Annotated in this window: 16 protein-coding genes; 6 read left to right on the top strand and 10 right to left on the bottom strand. The window is 56.2% G+C overall.

From position 1 onward, the window contains the following. Positions 1-89 precede the first annotated feature (89 nt). The 6 genes from E6B08_RS00080 to E6B08_RS00055 all read left to right on the top strand — a co-directional run bounded on the left by E6B08_RS00080 (position 90) and on the right by E6B08_RS00055 (position 5114). The gene (locus E6B08_RS00080; protein ID WP_011953085.1) at positions 90-296 is read left to right on the top strand and encodes a co-regulatory protein PtrA N-terminal domain-containing protein; all 207 of its coding nucleotides are present in this window, start codon (positions 90-92) and stop codon (positions 294-296) included. Positions 297-478: 182 nt separating this feature from the next. Continuing rightward, entirely contained in the window at positions 479-2437 is a 1959-nt protein-coding gene (locus E6B08_RS00075) for a copper resistance system multicopper oxidase (protein ID WP_012269846.1), read from the top strand. A 14-nt stretch (positions 2438-2451) separates the two neighbouring features. Further along, entirely contained in the window at positions 2452-2775 is a 324-nt protein-coding gene (locus E6B08_RS00070; RefSeq protein WP_012269845.1) for a hypothetical protein, read from the top strand. Continuing rightward, complete coding sequence (locus E6B08_RS00065) at positions 2765-3880, top strand: copper resistance protein B (protein ID WP_011953082.1); 1116 nt, start codon at positions 2765-2767, stop codon at positions 3878-3880. Before E6B08_RS00070 ends, E6B08_RS00065 begins: the two co-directional genes overlap by 11 nt. Before the next feature lie 9 nt (positions 3881-3889). After that, entirely contained in the window at positions 3890-4669 is a 780-nt protein-coding gene (locus tag E6B08_RS00060) for a c-type cytochrome (RefSeq protein ID WP_011953081.1), read from the top strand. Beyond that, positions 4659-5114: a DUF411 domain-containing protein gene (locus E6B08_RS00055; RefSeq protein ID WP_011953080.1), complete on the top strand. Its 456-nt coding sequence runs from the start codon at positions 4659-4661 to the stop codon at positions 5112-5114. The genes E6B08_RS00060 and E6B08_RS00055 overlap by 11 nt, the downstream gene beginning before the upstream one ends. Before the next feature lie 97 nt (positions 5115-5211). Here the strand turns inward: E6B08_RS00055 and E6B08_RS00050 are convergent, their stop codons facing one another. From E6B08_RS00050 to dnaA, 10 genes are all read right to left on the bottom strand, one after another. Further along, the gene (locus E6B08_RS00050) at positions 5212-5544 is read right to left on the bottom strand and encodes a DUF2790 domain-containing protein (protein WP_011953079.1); all 333 of its coding nucleotides are present in this window, start codon (positions 5542-5544) and stop codon (positions 5212-5214) included. 371 nt (positions 5545-5915) lie between these two features. Further along, positions 5916-6275 (bottom strand): histone-like nucleoid-structuring protein, MvaT/MvaU family, encoded by a 360-nt coding sequence (locus E6B08_RS00045; protein ID WP_010951431.1) that lies wholly within the window; start codon positions 6273-6275, stop codon positions 5916-5918. A 56-nt stretch (positions 6276-6331) separates the two neighbouring features. After that, the gene (locus tag E6B08_RS00040) at positions 6332-8248 is read right to left on the bottom strand and encodes a TniQ family protein (protein WP_010951430.1); all 1917 of its coding nucleotides are present in this window, start codon (positions 8246-8248) and stop codon (positions 6332-6334) included. 75 nt (positions 8249-8323) lie between these two features. After that, positions 8324-9283 carry a TniB family NTP-binding protein gene (locus E6B08_RS00035; protein ID WP_010951429.1) on the bottom strand — a complete coding sequence of 320 codons (960 nt, stop codon included), beginning with the start codon at positions 9281-9283 and terminating at the stop codon, positions 8324-8326. Beyond that, positions 9280-11238: a DDE-type integrase/transposase/recombinase gene (locus E6B08_RS00030; RefSeq protein ID WP_011953078.1), complete on the bottom strand. Its 1959-nt coding sequence runs from the start codon at positions 11236-11238 to the stop codon at positions 9280-9282. The genes E6B08_RS00035 and E6B08_RS00030 overlap by 4 nt, the downstream gene beginning before the upstream one ends. Beyond that, entirely contained in the window at positions 11219-11857 is a 639-nt protein-coding gene (locus E6B08_RS00025) for a TnsA endonuclease N-terminal domain-containing protein (RefSeq protein ID WP_011953077.1), read from the bottom strand. Before E6B08_RS00025 ends, E6B08_RS00030 begins: the two co-directional genes overlap by 20 nt. A gap of 836 nt (positions 11858-12693) precedes the next feature. Continuing rightward, on the bottom strand, positions 12694-15114 hold the full coding sequence (gene gyrB, locus E6B08_RS00020; protein ID WP_136912267.1) for a DNA topoisomerase (ATP-hydrolyzing) subunit B: 2421 nt from the start codon (positions 15112-15114) through the stop codon (positions 12694-12696). A gap of 4 nt (positions 15115-15118) precedes the next feature. Then, complete coding sequence (recF, locus tag E6B08_RS00015; protein WP_136912266.1) at positions 15119-16222, bottom strand: DNA replication/repair protein RecF; 1104 nt, start codon at positions 16220-16222, stop codon at positions 15119-15121. A gap of 14 nt (positions 16223-16236) precedes the next feature. After that, a complete protein-coding gene (gene dnaN / locus E6B08_RS00010) occupies positions 16237-17340 on the bottom strand; it encodes a DNA polymerase III subunit beta (protein ID WP_136912265.1) in 1104 nt (367 codons plus the stop codon). Positions 17341-17380: 40 nt separating this feature from the next. Beyond that, positions 17381-18913, bottom strand: coding sequence for a chromosomal replication initiator protein DnaA (gene dnaA, locus E6B08_RS00005; RefSeq protein WP_136912264.1), 1533 nt, complete (start codon positions 18911-18913; stop codon positions 17381-17383).

The raw sequence follows: 18913 nt of genomic DNA, 5'->3' as shown, positions 1-18913 counted from the left end.
GGGCTCAGCTTGCTGACAGTGCCGGGTAGCTAGCTTGAGCACTGTGAACGGCGCCAATCAGGCGAAACTGACCCTTAGAGGAAACGCAAATGAACATGATCAAAGCGATTGTGATGGTAGTCACCTTCGGCATGGCGAGCCTCGCCCTGGCTGAAGGCGGCGCGGATCGCACCTTCGCCAGGATGGAAGCTGCACGTGCATCTTCCATGCAGGCTTACCAGGTTGCTCAGGAGAAAAAAGCAGAGGCTCCTGTTACCGCCCAAAGCCAAAAGCACCCCGGCCACGAGAGCTGCTGAGCTTAGCTTACAGAAATGTAATCACCCCGGAATCTGAACTATGTCAGCTTTCGGGGTATTGCCTCCCGCAATCCTTGTGCTTTGGCGAAAGTCTACGAGGCTTGGGGGAGCTCAATTGAAACCAGATGGCTGCGGATCCCGCAGTCTGGATATCAGCGATCTACCTGATTGGACGCAACGGCATGCAAAGCAAAACCACGAGACGTTCATTCGTCAAAGGCCTGGCTGCTACCGGACTACTGGGTGGGCTGGGCATGTGGCGCGCGCCGGTCTGGGCCGTAACCAGCCCTGGCCAGCCTAACGTACTGACCGGCACCGATTTTGACCTGTACATCGGGGAGCTCCCGGTGAACATTACCGGGGCAGCTCGAACGGCGATGGCCATCAACGGTTCGCTGCCAGGACCAATACTCCGTTGGCGCGAAGGCGACACGGTCACGCTACGGGTTCGCAACCGCTTGAAGCAGGACACGTCCATCCACTGGCACGGCATCATCCTGCCGGCGAATATGGACGGCGTGCCGGGTCTAAGCTTCCATGGCATCGCTCCCGACGGCATGTACGAGTACAAGTTCAAGGTCCACCAGAACGGCACCTACTGGTACCACAGCCATTCGGGCTTCCAGGAGCAGGTCGGTGTTTACGGTGCGCTGGTGATTGATGCCAAGGATCCAGAGCCTTTCACCTACGATCGTGACTATGTCGTCATGCTGAGTGATTGGACCGACGAAGACCCGGCGCGGGTTATGTCCAAGCTCAAAAAACAGTCGGACTATTACAACTTCCACAAGCGCACCGTTGGCGACTTCGTCGACGACGTGAGCGAGAAAGGTTGGTCTGCTGCTGTGGCCGATCGAAAGATGTGGGCCGAGATGAAGATGAGCCCAACCGATCTCGCTGACGTGAGCGGGCACACCTACACCTACCTCATGAACGGCCAGGCGCCAAATGGGAACTGGACGGGAATCTTCAAGCCAGGGGAGAAAATCCGGCTTCGCTTTATCAATGGCTCGGCGATGACCTATTTCGACGTGCGGATCCCCGGCTTGAAAATGACGGTTGTCGCAGCCGACGGTCAGTACGTTAAGCCAGTGTCGATCGATGAATTCCGGATTGCCGTTGCTGAAACCTACGATGTCATTGTCGAGCCTGAAAACGAGCAGGCTTACACCATCTTTGCTCAATCCATGGATCGCACCGGCTATTCAAGGGGTACCTTGGCTGTCCGTGAGGGCCTGCAGGCACCGGTGCCGGCTGTAGATCCAAGGCCTCTCATCTCCATGAGTGATATGGGGATGGACCACGGCAGCATGGGTGGCATGGATCACGGCAGCATGGCCGGTATGGACCACAGCAAGATGGCTGGCATGGACCACGGCAGCATGGCCGGTATGGACCATAGCAAGATGGCTGGCATGGACCACGGCAGCATGGCCGGTATGGACCATAGCAAGATGGCTGGCATGGACCACGGCAGCATGGCCGGTATGGACCATAGCAAGATGGCTGGCATGGACCACGGCAGCATGGCCGGTATGGACCATAGCAAGATGGCTGGCATGGACCACGGCAACATGACCGGTATGGACCAAAGCAATATGGCCGCCAGCGGTGCCATGCAGAACCATCCCGCCTCCGAAACAAACAACCCTCTGGTCGATATGCAGACCATGACCCCTACGCCAAAGCTGAGCGATCCGGGGATCGGGCTTCGCGATAACGGGCGTCGGGTTCTCACGTATTCGGATTTGCGTAGCACCTTCATCGACCCTGACGGCCGGGAACCTGGCCGGACAATCGAACTGCACCTTACCGGGCATATGGAAAAGTTCGCTTGGTCCTTCGATGGGATCAAGTTTTCTGACGCAGAGCCGCTGCGGCTCAAGTACGGCGAGCGCCTGCGTATTACCTTGGTCAACGACACCATGATGACTCACCCCATCCATCTGCACGGCATGTGGAGTGACCTGGAGGATGAGGACGGCAATTTCATGGTGCGAAAACACACGATCGATATGCCGCCTGGCTCGAAACGAAGCTATCGCGTAACCGCAGATGCACTCGGGCGCTGGGCCTATCACTGTCACCTCATGTACCACATGGAGATGGGCATGTTCCGAGAAGTCCGCGTGGACGAATGAACTGGAGATACGAGATGAGCAAACCAATGAAACGAAGCGCCTTTTTCCTCTCTGCCGCGATGGTTGGCCTGCTCGCGGTGTACGCCCCGTCTTCCTGGTCCAGTGACAACCATGATCAGCACTCTCAAAAGTCGTCCAACGCGGCGCAATCGAACGGCTCGAAGAGCAAGCAAGCCCAGGGCATGAACCATGAAGGCATGGATCACGGCTCCATGAAAGGCATGGATCATGGCTCTATGGAGGGCATGGATCATGGTTCCATGGAAGGAATGGATCACAGCAAAATGATGGAATCGCATGGCAGCGACAAAGCTAAGGCAGGGAAAAATGGCCAATAGCGTTGCACGACCATCGCTGCTGGCATTCGCCGTTTCTTTAGGTGTGCTGGGCGTTTCGCCCAGCTTCGCCGCTGAAATGGATCATTCCGGAATGGACCACTCGGCAATGGGCCACGGTGCCATGCAGATGGACCACGCCTCATCACAGGCTGCGATGCCGGGCATGGACCACAGCCAGATGGGCGCGAGCAAGCAACCCACGCAACCTGCACCCGTTGATCACAGCAAAATGGGCCATGGCCAGCCCAAAGCGAAACCCGCCTCGATGGACCACAGCAAGATGGACCATGGAAGCATGAAAGGCATGGATCACGGGTCCATGGAAGGCATGGATCATGGCGCGATGGGTCATTCCACGATGGGAAACGGGAACGCTGATTCGCCGACCCCGACCAGCCGTACGCCAATCCCGGTGCTGACTGATGCCGACCGGCAGGCTGCCTTCCCCCCGCTTGACGGGCACAAAATGGATGACAGCGGGTTCAACAGCTTTTTCTTGCTAGACCAACTGGAATACCAAGATGCCGATGAAGGTAGCACGCTTGCTTGGGATGCATCCGGCTGGGTGGGCGGCGATATCAATAGGCTCTGGATTCGCTCGGAAGGTGAACGAACCAATGGTGTGACTGAAGATGCTGAGCTGCAGCTCCTCTATGGCCGCTCGGTAAGCCCGTGGTGGGATGTTGTCGCCGGCGTCCGGCAGGATTTCAAACCGGAGGATCCGCAGACCTGGGCTGCGTTCGGTATTCAGGGCCTGGCCCTGTATGACTTCGAAGCTGAAGCCACCGCCTTTATCGGCGAGAACGGTCAAACCGCTGCCCGTCTGGAGGGCGAGTACGACATCTTGCTAACCAATCGTTTAATTCTTCAGCCAACCGCTGAGGCCAACTTTTATGGCAAGAACGACCCGGAACGCGGCGTCGGCTCTGGCCTGGCAAACACCGAAGTCGGGCTGCGGTTACGGTACGAGATTGTTCGCCAGTTCGCGCCATACATAGGTGTCACCTGGAGCCGTTCCTACGGCAAAACCGCCGATTTCATTCGGGATGAAGGCGGGGACGTGGACGAAGCTCGTTTTGTGGCCGGTATTCGGATGTGGTTTTGAGAACTCAACATGAAAAAAACAATTACAACGCTGGTGGCGGCAGGTGCTGTTACTAGCGCAGCAGTGCTAGGTGCTGCTTACTTCGGTCTCGTGAACGTTGGTGCGGACGACCCACACTTCCCCGCTGTGCATGCGTTTTTGGCCATGGCGCGGGATCGCTCGATTGAAGTCCGAGCAAGCGACATTGAGGTGCCAAACCTTAAAGATCCTGCTCTCATCCAAGCAGGGGCAGGCAACTACAACGCCATGTGTATCGGTTGCCACCTCGCGCCAGGGGTGGAGAAAACTGAACTCAGCCAAGCCCTATACCCATCCCCACCAAACCTCACCGAGATAGGTGTAAGCGGTGACCCTGCTGCTGCGTTTTGGACCATCAAGCACGGTATCAAAGCGACAGGCATGCCAGCCTGGGGTAAGAGCATGGACGACCAGTACATCTGGGGAATCGTCGCGTTCCTGGACCAGCTACCGCAACTCAATGCTGAGCAGTACCAGATGATGGTCGCTTCCAGTGGTGGTCACCAACATGGCGGTGGCGAAAGCGATATGCATAACCATGAAGGCCAACACGGTGGTGCGAAATCAGGTCATGGAAATCATGATGATTCCGCAGCAAACGGCGTGGCTGAGGAAAGTCATGATCATGGCAGTTCGCATTCGGAGTCTTCATCAGTAGCGGAGCACCACGGTGAACACGAGTCCGGCGAGGCGCACTCGGACCACCACACAGGTTCTACTCCCAAAACCCATGTGCACAAAGACGGGAAGGAGCACACTCATGACAAGTAAGCGCCGCTTCCTCGGTTTAAGTACCGCAGCGTCACTTCTAATCGCCTCAGCCGCCTTTGCTGCGGAGCCCCTGACTATCGATGTGCACCGGGACGCTAATTGCGGTTGCTGTAAGAAATGGATAGCGCACTTGGAGGCAAACGGCTTCAAGGTCGTCGACCACGTTGAAACGGACATGAGGGCGGTGAAGCAAGAGCTAGGAGTAGCTCCGAGGCTGGCTTCGTGTCACACCGCGGTTATCGATGGCAAGTTTGTGGAAGGTCACGTCCCCGCAGCCCAGGTGCAGGAGCTCATAAAGCGCAACGACCTGGCAGGCGTCGCGGTACCTGGCATGCCCGCTGGCTCACCAGGTATGGAGGTTGATGGCATGAAACACGCCTATCAAGTCATCGGCCTCACCAAGAGTGGGGACGATCAAGTAGTTGCCAGTTATCCTGACACGTAATGCAAGATGCCCCGGGGGAAGGGCTTCTGCCGGCCAGCCGACCAGCTGCAGCGCTGGTCGTGGTCAGCTTACTCCAAGACTTACCCTGTCCCTTCGGTCAGTTTTGACCTCTACAGTTAATTCCAGCAGAGCGATATTCGAGGATTTTCAACTCACCTGTTGAGTCCTCGTAATTCATCTGTGTCGGCATCACGTCGCAGCTACCTTTGAGCGAAGTCATACTGATAACTCTCGCCACATCCAGTTTCATTCCGTAGCGATAATGGATCACTTCAGGTGGTTTTTTTCCATTGGCAGCGGCGTAGGCACGCATTGCTTGCTCATTTGCCTGAATCATCTTTCCGTGTAAGCGATCAGATCCTCCTTCAGCTAAAGCGGATGAGGAGGCGATTACGAGCATGAGGGCGGCAATGCTTTTAGCGGTGTTCATTTCTGTTACTCCATGAAGACATGAGTGAAGCTTACCGACTGGGAGCTGTCATCCACGTGATCCAGGAATTACATGTTTGTAAGCAGGCTATCGATAATGATGGCTCTGAATACACGTGAAAGCCGCGTCGTTTCAGGCTGCGACAGTTTTAATTCTCTAGCGAATCAGTCTGAACCGGCGTTTTGGGTGATTGCGACAGTTTTGCGTTTCCTCTCCAAATGGCTGCAGGCCGCGAAAGACGGGACCCTCTAGCGACAGTTTTAATTCTCTAAATCCACCACCCGCAGAAAATTTCGTCACGCCCCAGAATGGGAATTTGCATTCGGGGCGCACCACGATTCATCTCGTGCCAGAAGCCGCCTGCAGTGCAATCAATTGGCGAGCCAAGACTCGACTACCTCAGCGCCATACTCGTTTTTCCAGGCCTTAAGCGTACGCTGATTACCACCCTTGGTCTCAACAACCTCTCCGCTGTGTGGATTCTTGTAGACCTTCACTTCGCGTGGTTTCCGAGAGGTTTTTGGGGCCATATCAGTGGAAGCCACCGCTTGCGGATCGAGGATCAGCACCACTTGGCGCAGGCCGTAGCCATACTCGTTGAGCAAACTGCGCAGCTTCGTTTCAAATTCCATTTCCTGCTTCAGGGCAGAGTCATTTTTCAGCGCTTCCAGCTCCGCCAGTTGGGCTGCGAGCTGTTGTTCGAGCAGGCGGAATTCAGCGAGACGGGACATAAGATTCTCCAAAATGGGTTCGATGATTTTAGCAATCAAGAAAGAAAGCGTGCTAACTATCTTGATCCCACATGCCTGAATCGGCAATCACGAGGCTGAGCGATCGGTGTGGATAAAAACGTGATGGCTTCAGGATCGTCGATCTGGGCGGCTTCACTTGCGAGGTAATCGATCAGCTTTTTGCTTCTTACCCAAACGTACTGCCGGCAAGCCGCGTTTGGAATGGATGGCCCCGCAACGGGGCGAAACCTGGCCTCCCAAAGGTGCTTGAACGCCTCCCTGGTCGACTTCCCCAAATACACCGCAATCTCCGGTCCCAAGATATAGCCACGCCTGAATCTGTCGATGGCTTGAGGCTTAACCATCAATTGCGTACGCCGGCCTCGTTCGACAGCAGTGCTCCATAGCAGACCCAGTCGAACGAACGCGTATGCGCATTGTTCTTTGACGCCTAACAGCGCAGCAGCCTTGACTACCGACAGGCCGGGAAAGACCGGACTCTTGTTCTCAGCTCGGGCTTGTTGCCACGCTGCAAAATCTTGCGGCTTGAGTAACCACGCCCCTACCGCAACCGAGCCATTCTCAGCTGGGCCGTAAGCGCGAAGTTCACCTGCACGTATTGCCTGAACCAACTCGACCAACCCACCCCCCTTGGGCAGAGAATGCTTGGCCAAGTAGTTGATCGACACCAGGCTCTGGTCAGAGCTGGTAGGCAGCTTCTCATCAATCAATTCGTTGATCGAGCGGCAGTCAATCAGCCACCTTTCGCCTGGGCGCGGTTCTCCACCAAAGAACTGGAGGGTACCACCAGCTAGCAGCTGCCTAACCCGATTGCGACAGAGGCTTAGCAAAGTCGAGGTTTCTTTCATATCAGCCACGCCCTGGAGATGCTGCGAGATTGCCTTCAAATGATCCAGGTCCACGACCGTAAAGACTCGATCTTCATGGACCTTCTCCCGATAGGCGATTTGTCCCTCCTGATGAAGGCGTTTTATGACTGATACCCCGAGACCACAAGCTTCAGCAGCAGAATCGAACGACACCCAACGATGTCTCTCAATCGTCTCCTCACTCAAATTGCGATTTCGCTTCGCTAACGGTGCTTCCCACGCATGCTGCAGAAATGATTCGAACTCTCGACGAAGAAAGTCAAAACAAGAGTCATCCAGATCACGGTGGATGTCGTGGTATATCGGGCCGAACGATCTGCTGAGCGTCCAATGTTCGTTATCGGAATGGACTGCCTTGAGGCCACTCAGCAGTTCTCTGAATGCGAGAGGCCAGTTCATGAGAACCACGCCCGCCGCGTTTGCCATAAGCCGCGATATCTCTAGCGAACCCGAATCAGCAACCTTCAGCGGCTGGGTTCTTTCCGTAGGCAAACTTCTGACAGCGAGACGCGATGACAACTCGTGAAACTGTTCGTAGGTGAGGGCCGCCAATCCCGCGTCAGCTGGCAACGAGTCGGCGTAAAACCTATCTTCAAAGCCAGAGGTGAGCCAGGCGGCCGTATCACTCGCCGGCGCGATCTCAAAATTGGTCCCACTCAATGAGGTGCCACACGCTTGGCAACTATTCGCACTCATTGCGCTTGGATCGGTTTCCTTCAGACAGTTGGGGCACCGCCCGTGGAGTTCAGTGCCGTGGACAGAACACGTCGTAACCAGGGTCAAGCCCCAGCTTTCTCTCCAATAACCGGCTTCGCCCAAACAGATCGGACAGTAACGAGCGTGATGAGTCGTCCATAACTTGACCCCCTTGGGCCTTGGATCACGAAACTCAGCAGATACCGCAGGCCAGCTCAGTGGTCCTTCCATCATCTGCAGCCAGTCCGCAACATCGGTCTCGTCGGCTCGTGCAAAGGCGGTGAGCAGTTCCTTTCTGGGTAATCCGTTGGCTTTCGCCAGGCGCTGCAGGTACCCCAAAAGACTTTCGTCTTGGTGTGGTCGTGGGTTGATTAAAAGACCAAACATTCCTACACATCCATGAAATCGAAGACATAAAAATCAGGGGAGTAGAGCCGGGCCGATAAGCCCGGCCCTTGGCCGTCAGGTACTGCTCTCTTCGAACGTCTCAAACGGCTCCCGCTTCCCGAACAGAGGCTGGAAATTGAAGCTCGCACTGAAGGGGTTTCGATCCTCGGTGGCGTAGCTCCAAACCTCGTCTTCAAAAGCCTGGGCCAGCACAGGAAGTTCAATCCCGACAAGGTCCTGGACTTGAACCAGCCAAACAGCCCTGTCCACAATCTTGATGAGGTAGTCGATCAATCCATAGGAAGCCAGGTAGAAGCGTTTAATCATCGCTGGCTCTACAAAACTGATGGTTTGAACAGGCAGTTCGCCCTCGATTGCCTGCAACAACATCACGAAATGAAGAGACGTATTAGCGGAGAAGGTGAAGCGATCGTATGCCACCGTGGCCGAAAACCTGCGTCGCAGTTGCTCGTTTGCTAGCAGGAGATTTTCGGTGCGCTTCAGCCCAATCAGAACAAACGCGATACTGGTTTCATTCATCAGACTCTTGATCCAGTCTGCTGCCTCATACGCACCATTACGACGATAATCGACCAGGTGCTGCGCCTCATCGAGGACCAACATCTCCACGCCAAGGTTCTTCAGCAGCAGGACTACTCGCGCAAATTTAACCTCTGCCGAATGTCCTCGTGCCTCTGCGAAGGGATCCTTCAGCTCTGCCAAAATGGCTGCTGCCAGGTTCTTTTTGGTTGGAGACGAAGGCATCTCGACGAACAGAACTGTCCGCTTCTGTGGGTCATGGCTCTCCAATTCCTCCAATGACCGAATGTACTCCTTGACCAATGTGCTCTTGCCCACTCCGCTTGGACCTTGGATCAGCAACCCTTTACTTGCTCTGGTACGCCGACTATCGCCGTGGATATCGCCTAGTCGCGTCAACGCTCGCTCGACTTGAGGGCTGTGAATAAAACGATCGCGGAGCGTAAAGCTGTATTCACCATGCTCGTAGCATTCGTACAGATTGATGGCGTTCATGGCTTAGAACTCCCAGCAGGGCGACGAACCGAGACCTTGAAGGCTGCTGGCGGAATGTTAGGAATAGAGTCACCGGTCCATTCCACTTCAGCGAGTACCTTGGGTGGAGGCGTGCTTTCGGTCACTCGACCCTCCTTGTCGATTTTCGCTATGGCAGCTGCGCGTCGTTTTCTGAGCGTCTGCGAACGGCGGGCCTCGTCTGCATCTTCCATAATTTCCTGGTAGCACCTGTGCGTAGCCTCGAAGCTAGGCTGCTCATTATATTTTTCTCGCAGCGCTTTCTCGGCAGCCTTCCACACCTCCCTGCTCTTACCGGCCATTCGCTCATCTTTGGCGGGCACTTTGAAGAACAAGTTTCTGAAGCGGTCGTGAACCCAAACGTGCCCGGCTTCGTCTCGATAGCGGACGTTTACCTTTTCTCCGTCTGCCAAACGCATACGGAGCTCAGCAAGTTCCGTAGAGTGGTAGCCCACTTTGGCAACCTCGATGCCGTAATGGTGAACCTTCACCGAGGCCCGCTTGGCCAGAATGCACTCCAACGAGTCCAGGTCGACGGGAAGGCTGATGACATGGTTCGCCTCGCTAGTCCCCCAGACTTGAGCCGGTGTTCTGTTGTCCAGCCCCCGATGAGGAGTCTGGTGGTAACCATCGACGATCCATTTCACTACCACCGCCTCCAATTGAGGGAGCGTGAAACATGCATTCTTCTCCGAGTCGTAATCGCCACGCTGCTGGATATTCGAGAAGGTGGTACCCGGGAGGTTGTGGATAAGCCCCAGGTTCTGTGTGCTGAAAAAGCGTTCGACGGCACCTTTCCTTTGAGGGGCCCTTGAAGCGGGATACATGATCTCGATACCCAACTCGTTGAATCCCATGATGAGATCGCCCGCGTGAAATTCCGCTGCGTTGTCTGGGACTATTCGAGCCGGCAGCCCACGTGCCCACCATTCATTTCTCACTTTCGGAAAGCGCTTCAGCAATTCGGCTTTTGGACGGATTGAGCGTTCGATCACACGAAGCACGGTTTCCGTATTTGGCGCCGACAGGTGGAGCAAATATCCCATCACCATTCGAGAGAAGCGGTCGAGGACGATCGTCAGATAGGGGCGCCCAATGCACAGCCCCGAGGTTTCATCCACAAGCTGGACGTCCAACAAGGTGTGATCAATTTCCCAACGTTCCAAAATCTCATGGACACGTAGGACACCCGCCGCAACACGGTGCTTCTTGTCTGCTGCGTGTTTTCCGAGCCTCTCCTTATCCACAAGGTACGGATCCAGCTTGGCGATGTACCTTCGGACAGTCATTCCGCTTGGGATCTTGAGCTGATCCGAAGGCAAACGACTTTTGTTCCTCTCTTTTATCTGATCCTCGAATTCTGAAACGACCACGCTGACCGCTGGAATCGTATCCTGCAGGTAGGTTTTATTAATCACCCCTTCAAGAATAACTTCGAGCTCTCCCTGTATCGCGGCAGCCCGACCCTTTTTGGCATGCTGAGGGATAAGCTTTACTACGTTCTGGCCAATGTATTTGGCTGCCCAACGTCGAATAGTGGAAACCGAGGGTGCGCACGCATCCCCAATCTTTTTGGCGATATCTCTAAGCTTCTTGATCATGTCTTCGTCACCCGGTAGCTTGTATTTACCGCGCTTAGTTAGGTCGTCCAGATACTTGCGTCGACGCAATGCCTCATCTCCATGTTTTTTGGGGAAGCATGAAATATCTGGAGGGACGTTCCGCACATACGGAACCCTCCCAAGGTATGGCTGATCAGCGGAGATCTCGATCTCGCGCTTCTCGTAGGCCTCATAGAACTCCTTCTCGGATAGCTTCGTGGGCTCACCAAGCTCATCGAAAAAGAGCAGCTTCCGGTCAATAAGCCTCTTCTCAAGCACCATCAGTACGCCACGAACGATGACGACCAATTTCACCCTAAGGGAAAAGGTTTGCATGACGGTGCCCCCCTTGCAGGAAGACCGGGGAGTCAGTGTCAATTGACCTATCAAGGTCAATGCCCACCACCCCAAGGCCTAACAAGCGCCAGGCTTTCCCCTCACCAACCACGTAGAGCAGATCTGCAACGGTCATAGGCGGCCATTCGTTGAAGGTCGCCATTACCTCCTCCAACGCCTGATGCGAAAGCTCTGGACCGCGCCGGTGATACATCAGCCTTCTAAGATTGGTAGCCAGGGGTTCAGCTTCAATTAACTTTTCAGTGATCACCGAAAAGTTACGGGCAGTGGCGTTGAAGTAGCGCTCAGCGGCATCCAGTCGCTGCCTGACGCTGGCAATCTTCAGTCGGTCGTGAGGCTTCACTTCAAACCACCACTCGCGCCCATCCGCGAGGAAAACCTGTACGTCTGGGTAATATTTGAAGTAGCCCTGGAGCGATGGAACACGTTCCTCACTGGGCTGCGGGACGTAGCCGATGACCGCAGGAGACAGCTCAAGAAGCCGAAAAAGAGCGCCTTCGAGCTGGGACTCCCAGGGCACAGGCTTTTTATTTTTGAGCGATGGGAAGTAGCCGCGGTAATGGTTGGACCGCCGCGTGACCACCTTTCGTACTGTCATGAAACACCTCCGAAAATCTCGAAACGAGCGCCGACGCTGCGCCAAAAAATCAAGGCGCAGGGCGGGCGAAGTGAGGCCTTTCGACAGGCAACACTGTGCCGTCGAGTAACCTCGCTAAGGTCGAAAAAATGGGAGAGGATTGACAGTCGCTTCGAAAAAGCAGACATTGCGGGTTCTGAGGACGCAAGTCTGCTTCGCTAAGCGCGGTCAGTCCTCTCGGGATTGATCGCGTTTTTCTACATTTTCAGGTCTCCTTTTCTCTCATTGGTCATGACTCTCATGACTGATCAGAATCTAAAGCAATCGGCTTGCTCTCTTTATTTCTAAACGGCCACTTCGTGATCGCTGGAGCAATTTGGATCAGGTCTGAAGCTCTCGCTTCAAACAGCTGATTTGGCTGAAAATCTTCAGTGCAAAGCGGAAAAGTTGGTCATAGATCTTATTCCAACATCCCTTCGAAATCTACAAAAAATCCAAAATGGCAACTTCCACCAAATTCCATTTCCATACTAAATTGTTCAAATTAATACTTAACACGTACGCTTAATTAACTATTAAGGTGTTCAAATATTAGTTTTAAAGTCCTCTCAATCTCTCTGCTGCTCAGATCCGCCCGCCGACCCTCTCAGCACTTCCAGCGCCCCATCAAATCACTTCCTCAAATCCCCCCATCTGCATCATTTTCCAATGAGCGGAGTAGGGCGCCCCGGCAGGAATTCCAGGCAAAAAAAAGCCCGCGAAGGCGGGCTTGATGGTGACCGACAGGGGCCATGGTTGAAGCCCGGCCGGTCATCTATTTGTGAAAGCGTGCAGCTTTTCTGTGAACCTACACCTGATCAGAAGTCCAGGTTCGATACCGACAGGGCGTTGCTTTCGATGAAGTCACGACGCGGTTCAACGGCGTCGCCCATCAGGGTGTTGAAGATCTGATCGGCTGCGATCGCGTCCTCGATGGTGACCTTGAGCATGCGGCGAACGGTCGGATCCATGGTGGTTTCCCACAGCTGATCCGGGTTCATCTCACCCAGTCCTTTGTATCGCTGGATGGTATGGCGCTTGGTGGTCTCGTTCATCAGCCAGTCCAGGCCTTCCTTGAACTCGACGATCGCTTTACGACGCTCACCACGCTGCACGTAAGCACCTTCACCCAGCAGGCTGGACAGCTTGGCACCTACGTTGACCACGGTGCGGTAGTCGTTGCTACCGAAGAAATCGCGATTGAAGGTGACATAGCTCGCCAGGCCATGGGAGATGATTTCCACTTCCGGCAGCCAGATATTACGTTCCTTGTCCTCGCGCAGGCTGGTCTTGTAGGCCAACCCAGACTTCTGGCTGTTGTTCAGACGCTCCTCGAACTTGGCCAACCACGCTTGCATCACGCCATGGTCACCCAGTTGCTCCAAGGTAACTTCTGGCAGGTAGATGAAATGCTCGGTCAGCTCTTCCGGGTACAGACGCGACAGACGCTTGAGGGTCTTCATCACGCTGCGGAATTCATTCACCAGCGCTTCCAGCTGAACACCCGAAACGGCAGGGGCCGATTCGTCCAGGTGCAGGCTGGCGTCTTCGAGGGCCGACTGGGTCATGTATTCTTCCATGGCCTCGTCGTCCTTGATGTACTGCTCCTGCTTGCCTTTCTTCACCTTGTACAGCGGTGGCTGGGCAATGTAGATGTAGCCACGCTCGACCAACTCTGGCAGCTGACGGAAGAAGAAGGTCAGCAGCAGGGTACGGATGTGCGAACCGTCGACGTCAGCATCGGTCATGATGATGATGTTGTGATAGCGCAGCTTGTCGATGTTGTACTCTTCGCGGCCGATACCACAACCCAGCGCGGTGATCAGCGTGCCCACCTCCTGGGACGAGATCATCTTGTCGAAGCGAGCCTTCTCGACGTTGAGGATCTTGCCCTTCAGCGGCAGGATCGCCTGGGTACGGCGGTTACGACCTTGCTTGGCCGAGCCCCCTGCGGAGTCACCCTCCACCAGGTACAGTTCGGAAAGGGCAGGGTCCTTCTCCTGGCAGTCCGCCAGTTTGCCTGGCAGGCCGGCGATATCCAGCGCGCCTTTACGGCGGGTCATTTCACGGGCTTTACGTGCCGCTTCACGGGCGCGGGCAGCGTCGATCATCTTGCCGACGACAGCCTTGGCCTCGTTGGGGTTTTCCAACAGGAAGTCGGCGAAGTACTTGTTCATCTCCTGTTCCACGGCAGTTTTCACTTCCGAGGAAACCAGCTTGTCCTTGGTCTGCGAGCTGAACTTAGGGTCCGGTACCTTCACCGAAATGATCGCGGTCAAGCCTTCACGCGCATCGTCACCGGTGGTGGCGACCTTGTTCTTCTTGGCCAGGCCTTCCTGCTCGATGTAGCTGTTGAGGCTACGAGTCAGGGAAGAACGGAAGCCCACCAGGTGGGTACCGCCATCACGCTGGGGAATGTTGTTGGTGAAGCACAACAGGTTCTCGTTGAAGCTGTCGTTCCACTGCAAGGCAATCTCGACACCCACACCATCTTCACGCTGGACGTTGAAGTGGAACACCTGGGAGTTGATCGGCGTCTTGTTGGTGTTCAGGTACTCGACGAATGCGCGCAGGCCGCCTTCGTACTTGAAGAATTCTTCCTTACCGGAACGTTCGTCTTTCAGCAGGATGCCAACGCCCGAGTTGAGGAACGACAACTCGCGGATACGCTTGGCCAGGATGTCCCAGCTGAAGTGAATGTTCTTGAAGGTTTCAGCCGAAGGCTTGAAGTGAATGTGGGTACCGGTGGTTTCGCTATCACCCACCACGGCCATCGGCGCCTGAGGCACACCATGAACGTAGGTTTGTTCCCAGATCTTGCCGCTGCGGCGAACGGTCAGGACCAGCTTTTCCGACAGCGCGTTCACTACCGAAACGCCTACGCCGTGCAGGCCACCGGAAACCTTATAGGAGTTGTCATCGAACTTACCGCCGGCGTGCAGAACGGTCATGATGACCTCGGCGGCGGATACGCCTTCCTCTTTATGCACATCGACAGGGATGCCGCGACCGTTGTCGCGCACGCTGATGGATTCGTCTGGGTGGATGATGACCGTGATGTCATCGCAGTGCCCGGCAAGGGCTTCGTCGATCGAGTTGTCGACCACTTCGAAGACCATGTGGTGCAGGCCGCTACCGTCATCGGTGTCGCCAATGTACATGCCGGGACGCTTGCGCACGGCATCCAAACCTTTCAGCACCTTGATGCTGGAGGAGTCGTACGTTTGATTTTCGCTCATGCCTTCACTCCCGATGGTCGTGGGTCTGGGTGATACGGCCCTGTTCCACGTGGAACAAAGCAACTGGCGTTTCCGTCTGCCAGCCTTCCCTCAGTAATTCGTGATCTACACAGGTGATGAACACCTGGCAGCGTAATTCTTCAAGCAAGCGACACAGCGCACGGCGGTGCTGGTCGTCCAACTCGGACGGCAAGTCATCCACCAGATAAATACAATGACCGCGACGCGCCTGGCTGACGAGGTGGCCCTGGGCGATGCGCAGTGCGCAGACCACCAGCTTTTGCTGACCACGAGACAGAATGTCGGCCGCGTTATTGGCAGCCAGACGAAGACGCAGATCAGCACGCTGTGGGCCGGCTTGGGTATGGCCCATCTGCTGATCGCGCAGGAGAGAGGAGGCGAGTACTTCGTTGAGTTCCCGGTCCTTGTCCCAGCCTCGGTAGTAGCTAAGGGTCAACCCGTCCAGCTCGACCAATTCGCTCAGGGTTTGCTCGAAGACGGGCTTCAAGGCCTTGATGTAGTTGCGACGGTATTCATCTATTTCCGCGCTGGCCAGGCATAGTTCCCGGTCCCAGGCGGCTTGCGAAGCTGGGTCAAGTGTACCATGCCGCAACCATGAGTTCCGCTGCCGCAGCGCCTTCTGCAATCGCTGCCATGCGGGCATGAAGCGAGGTTCCACGTGGAACACTCCCCAATCGAGGAACTGGCGGCGGATTTTAGGCGCACCTTCCAACAGGCGGAAACTGTCTGGGTTGATCAGTTGCAGCGGCAGCAACTCCGCCAACTGAGCGGCACTTTTGGCGTTCTGGCCGTCAATGCGAATGGTGAATTCCCCTTGCCGCTCGCGCGAAACACCCAGGTTGCTGGTACCACCTTCGACCAACTGCACTTCGCCGAATACCGTGCACGCCGGCTGCTCGTACTGGATCACCGGGTTAAGACGGGTACTGCGGAACGAGCGCGCCAAGCCGAGCAAATGCACGGCTTCCAGCACGCTGGTCTTGCCGCTGCCATTGGCGCCGTAAAGGATGTTGATGCGGGGGGAGGGGGAGAGTGTCACCGGGTGCAGGTTGCGCACCGCGGTGACCATGATACGTCGAAGAGACATCGTGCCTGCTACGGTTACAGACGCATCGGCATGACAACGTAGGACGAGTCGTCATTGCCCGCTTCCTGCAACAGGGCGCTGCTGTTGGAATCCGAAAGGATCAGGCGAACCTGCTCGGTCGTCATCACACCCAGTACGTCCAGCAGGTAGCTGACGTTGAAACCGATCTCCAACGAGCTGCCATCGTAATCGACGCTGATTTCTTCTTCCGCTTCTTCCTGATCGGGGTTATTGGCCTGGATCTTCAATTGACCAGCCGCCAGCTGCAGACGAATGCCGCGGTACTTTTCGTTGGACAGGATCGCGGTGCGGCTGAACGCTTCACGCAGCGCCTGGCGGTCACCCAGTACCAACTTGTCTCCACCCTTGGGCAGCACGCGCTCGTAGTCTGGGAACTTGCCGTCGACCAGCTTGGAAGTGAAGGTGAATTCACCCGTGGTGGCGCGGATATGGTGCTGGCCCAGGACGATGCTGACCATGCCTTCCGGGTCGGTGAGCAGGCGCGCCAGTTCGAGGATACCTTTGCGCGGCACGATGACCTGGTGGCGATCGGCCTGGCCGATCTGTGCCTGCATCGAGCACAGTGCGAGGCGGTGACCATCGGTGGCCACGGCGCGCAAGGTGTCGGTCGACACTTCCAGCAGCATGCCGTTGAGGTAGTAACGCACGTCCTGCTGCGCCATGGCGAAGCTGGTGCGCTCGATCAGGCGACGCAGTTTGCTCTGTTCCAGATTGCAGGTCAGGGAGCCAGGGCCTTCCTCGACGGTGGGGAAATCGTTGGCCGGCAGCGTCGACAGGGTAAAGCGGCTACGGCCAGCCTTGACCAGCAGCTTCTGCTCATCGACCTTGATGTCGATCAGCGCATCGCTGGGCAGGCTTTTGCAGATGTCCATCAGCTTACGTGCTGGGACAGTGATCTCGCCCGGCTCGGCCGGCTCTTCCAGTTGAACTCGGCCAACCAGCTCGACTTCCAGGTCGGTACCGGTCAACGACAGCTGTTGGCCTTGCACGACCAGCAGTACGTTGGATAGCACCGGCAAGGTCTGACGGCGCTCGACGACACCGGCGACCAGTTGCAGAGGTTTCAACAGGGCTTCGCGTTGAATGGTGAAATGCATGGTCTAGTCCCTTGCCTTCATTAAGCTGCGCCGACGCCCATCAGGTCGTCAGCGTGCGCAGCAGGTTCTTGTAGTCCTCGCGGATGTCCGCGTCGGATTCCTTCAATTCGTTGATCTTGCGGCAGGCGTGCAGCACCGTGGTGTGGTCCCGACCACCGAACATGTCGCCGATTTCCGGCAAACTGTGGTTGGTCAGTTCCTTGGACAGTGCCATGGCGACCTGGCGCGGGCGCGCCACGGAGCGCGAACGGCGCTTGGACAACAGATCGGCGATCTTGATCTTGTAGTACTCGGCTACCGTGCGCTGAATGTTATCCACACTCACCAGCTTGTCTTGCAGGGCCAGCAAGTCTTTCAGCGATTCGCGGATCAGCTCGATGGTGATGTCGCGGCCCATGAAGTGCGAGTGGGCGATCACGCGCTTGAGCGCACCTTCGAGCTCCCGCACGTTGGAACGGATGCGCTGAGCGATGAAGAACGCAGCGTCGTGAGGCAGCTCGACCTTCGCCTGGTCGGCTTTCTTCATCAAGATCGCCACGCGGGTCTCAAGCTCGGGCGGCTCGACTGCAACGGTGAGGCCCCAGCCGAAACGCGACTTCAGTCGTTCTTCCAGGCCTTCGATTTCCTTCGGATAGCGGTCGCTGGTGAGGATCACCTGCTGGCCGCCTTCGAGCAGGGCGTTGAAGGTGTGGAAAAACTCCTCCTGCGAGCGCTCTTTGCGTGCGAAGAACTGGATATCGTCGATCAACAACGCATCGACGGAACGATAGAAACGCTTGAACTCGTTGATCGCGTTGAGTTGCAGCGCCTTGACCATGTCGGCGACGAACCGCTCCGAATGCAGGTAGACCACCTTGGCATTCGGGTTCTTCTTCAGCAGGTGGTTACCGACCGCGTGCATGAGGTGGGTTTTACCCAGGCCCACACCACCATAAAGGAACAGTGGGTTGTAGCCATGCTTGGGGTTGTCGGCGACCTGCCAGGCCGCCGCTCGCGCCAGCTGGTTCGACTTACCCTCGACGAACGTTTCGAAAGTGAAGGTTCGGTTCAGGTAGCTGGTGTGCTTGAGCGCGCCTTCGACCTGCACCGTGCGCTGCTCGGTGCGACCAGCAGCGGAGGGGGCAGGTGAGGTGTCGGCCATGGCATCGAAGCTGTCGCGCGAAGATGCCTCGGCAGGCTCGCTGCTCGGCACAGGCTCGGCGACGGGTACGGTAGCCGGCTCTGCAGGCATGGCAACCAGCGCCGAGGGCTGGACCTGGTTTTGTGCCAGAGATGCCGCCACTGCAGCACTGACCGGTGCGTTGGGCGCAGCCCGTGGAGCGGAGCTGCGACGGCTGCCTATTAATAAGGAAAGGGCAGGCGCGATGCCGCTGCCTTGCTCACCCAACAGCTCGAGCAAACGACCCAGGTACTTTTCATTGACCCAATCGAGAACGAAACGGTTAGGCGCATAGACGCGCAACTCGTCGCCTTCGGCTTCGACCTGTAGCGGACGGATCCAGGTGTTGAATTGCTGGGCAGGCAGTTCGTCGCGTAGAAGCTCCACGCACTGCTGCCAAAGTTCCACTGACAC

It is taken from the genome of Pseudomonas putida (assembly GCF_005080685.1).
GTDB lineage: Bacteria > Pseudomonadota > Gammaproteobacteria > Pseudomonadales > Pseudomonadaceae > Aquipseudomonas > Aquipseudomonas putida_V.
Note: the sequence above shows the minus strand (reverse complement) of the source record. Positions and strands in the feature narration are given on the sequence as shown.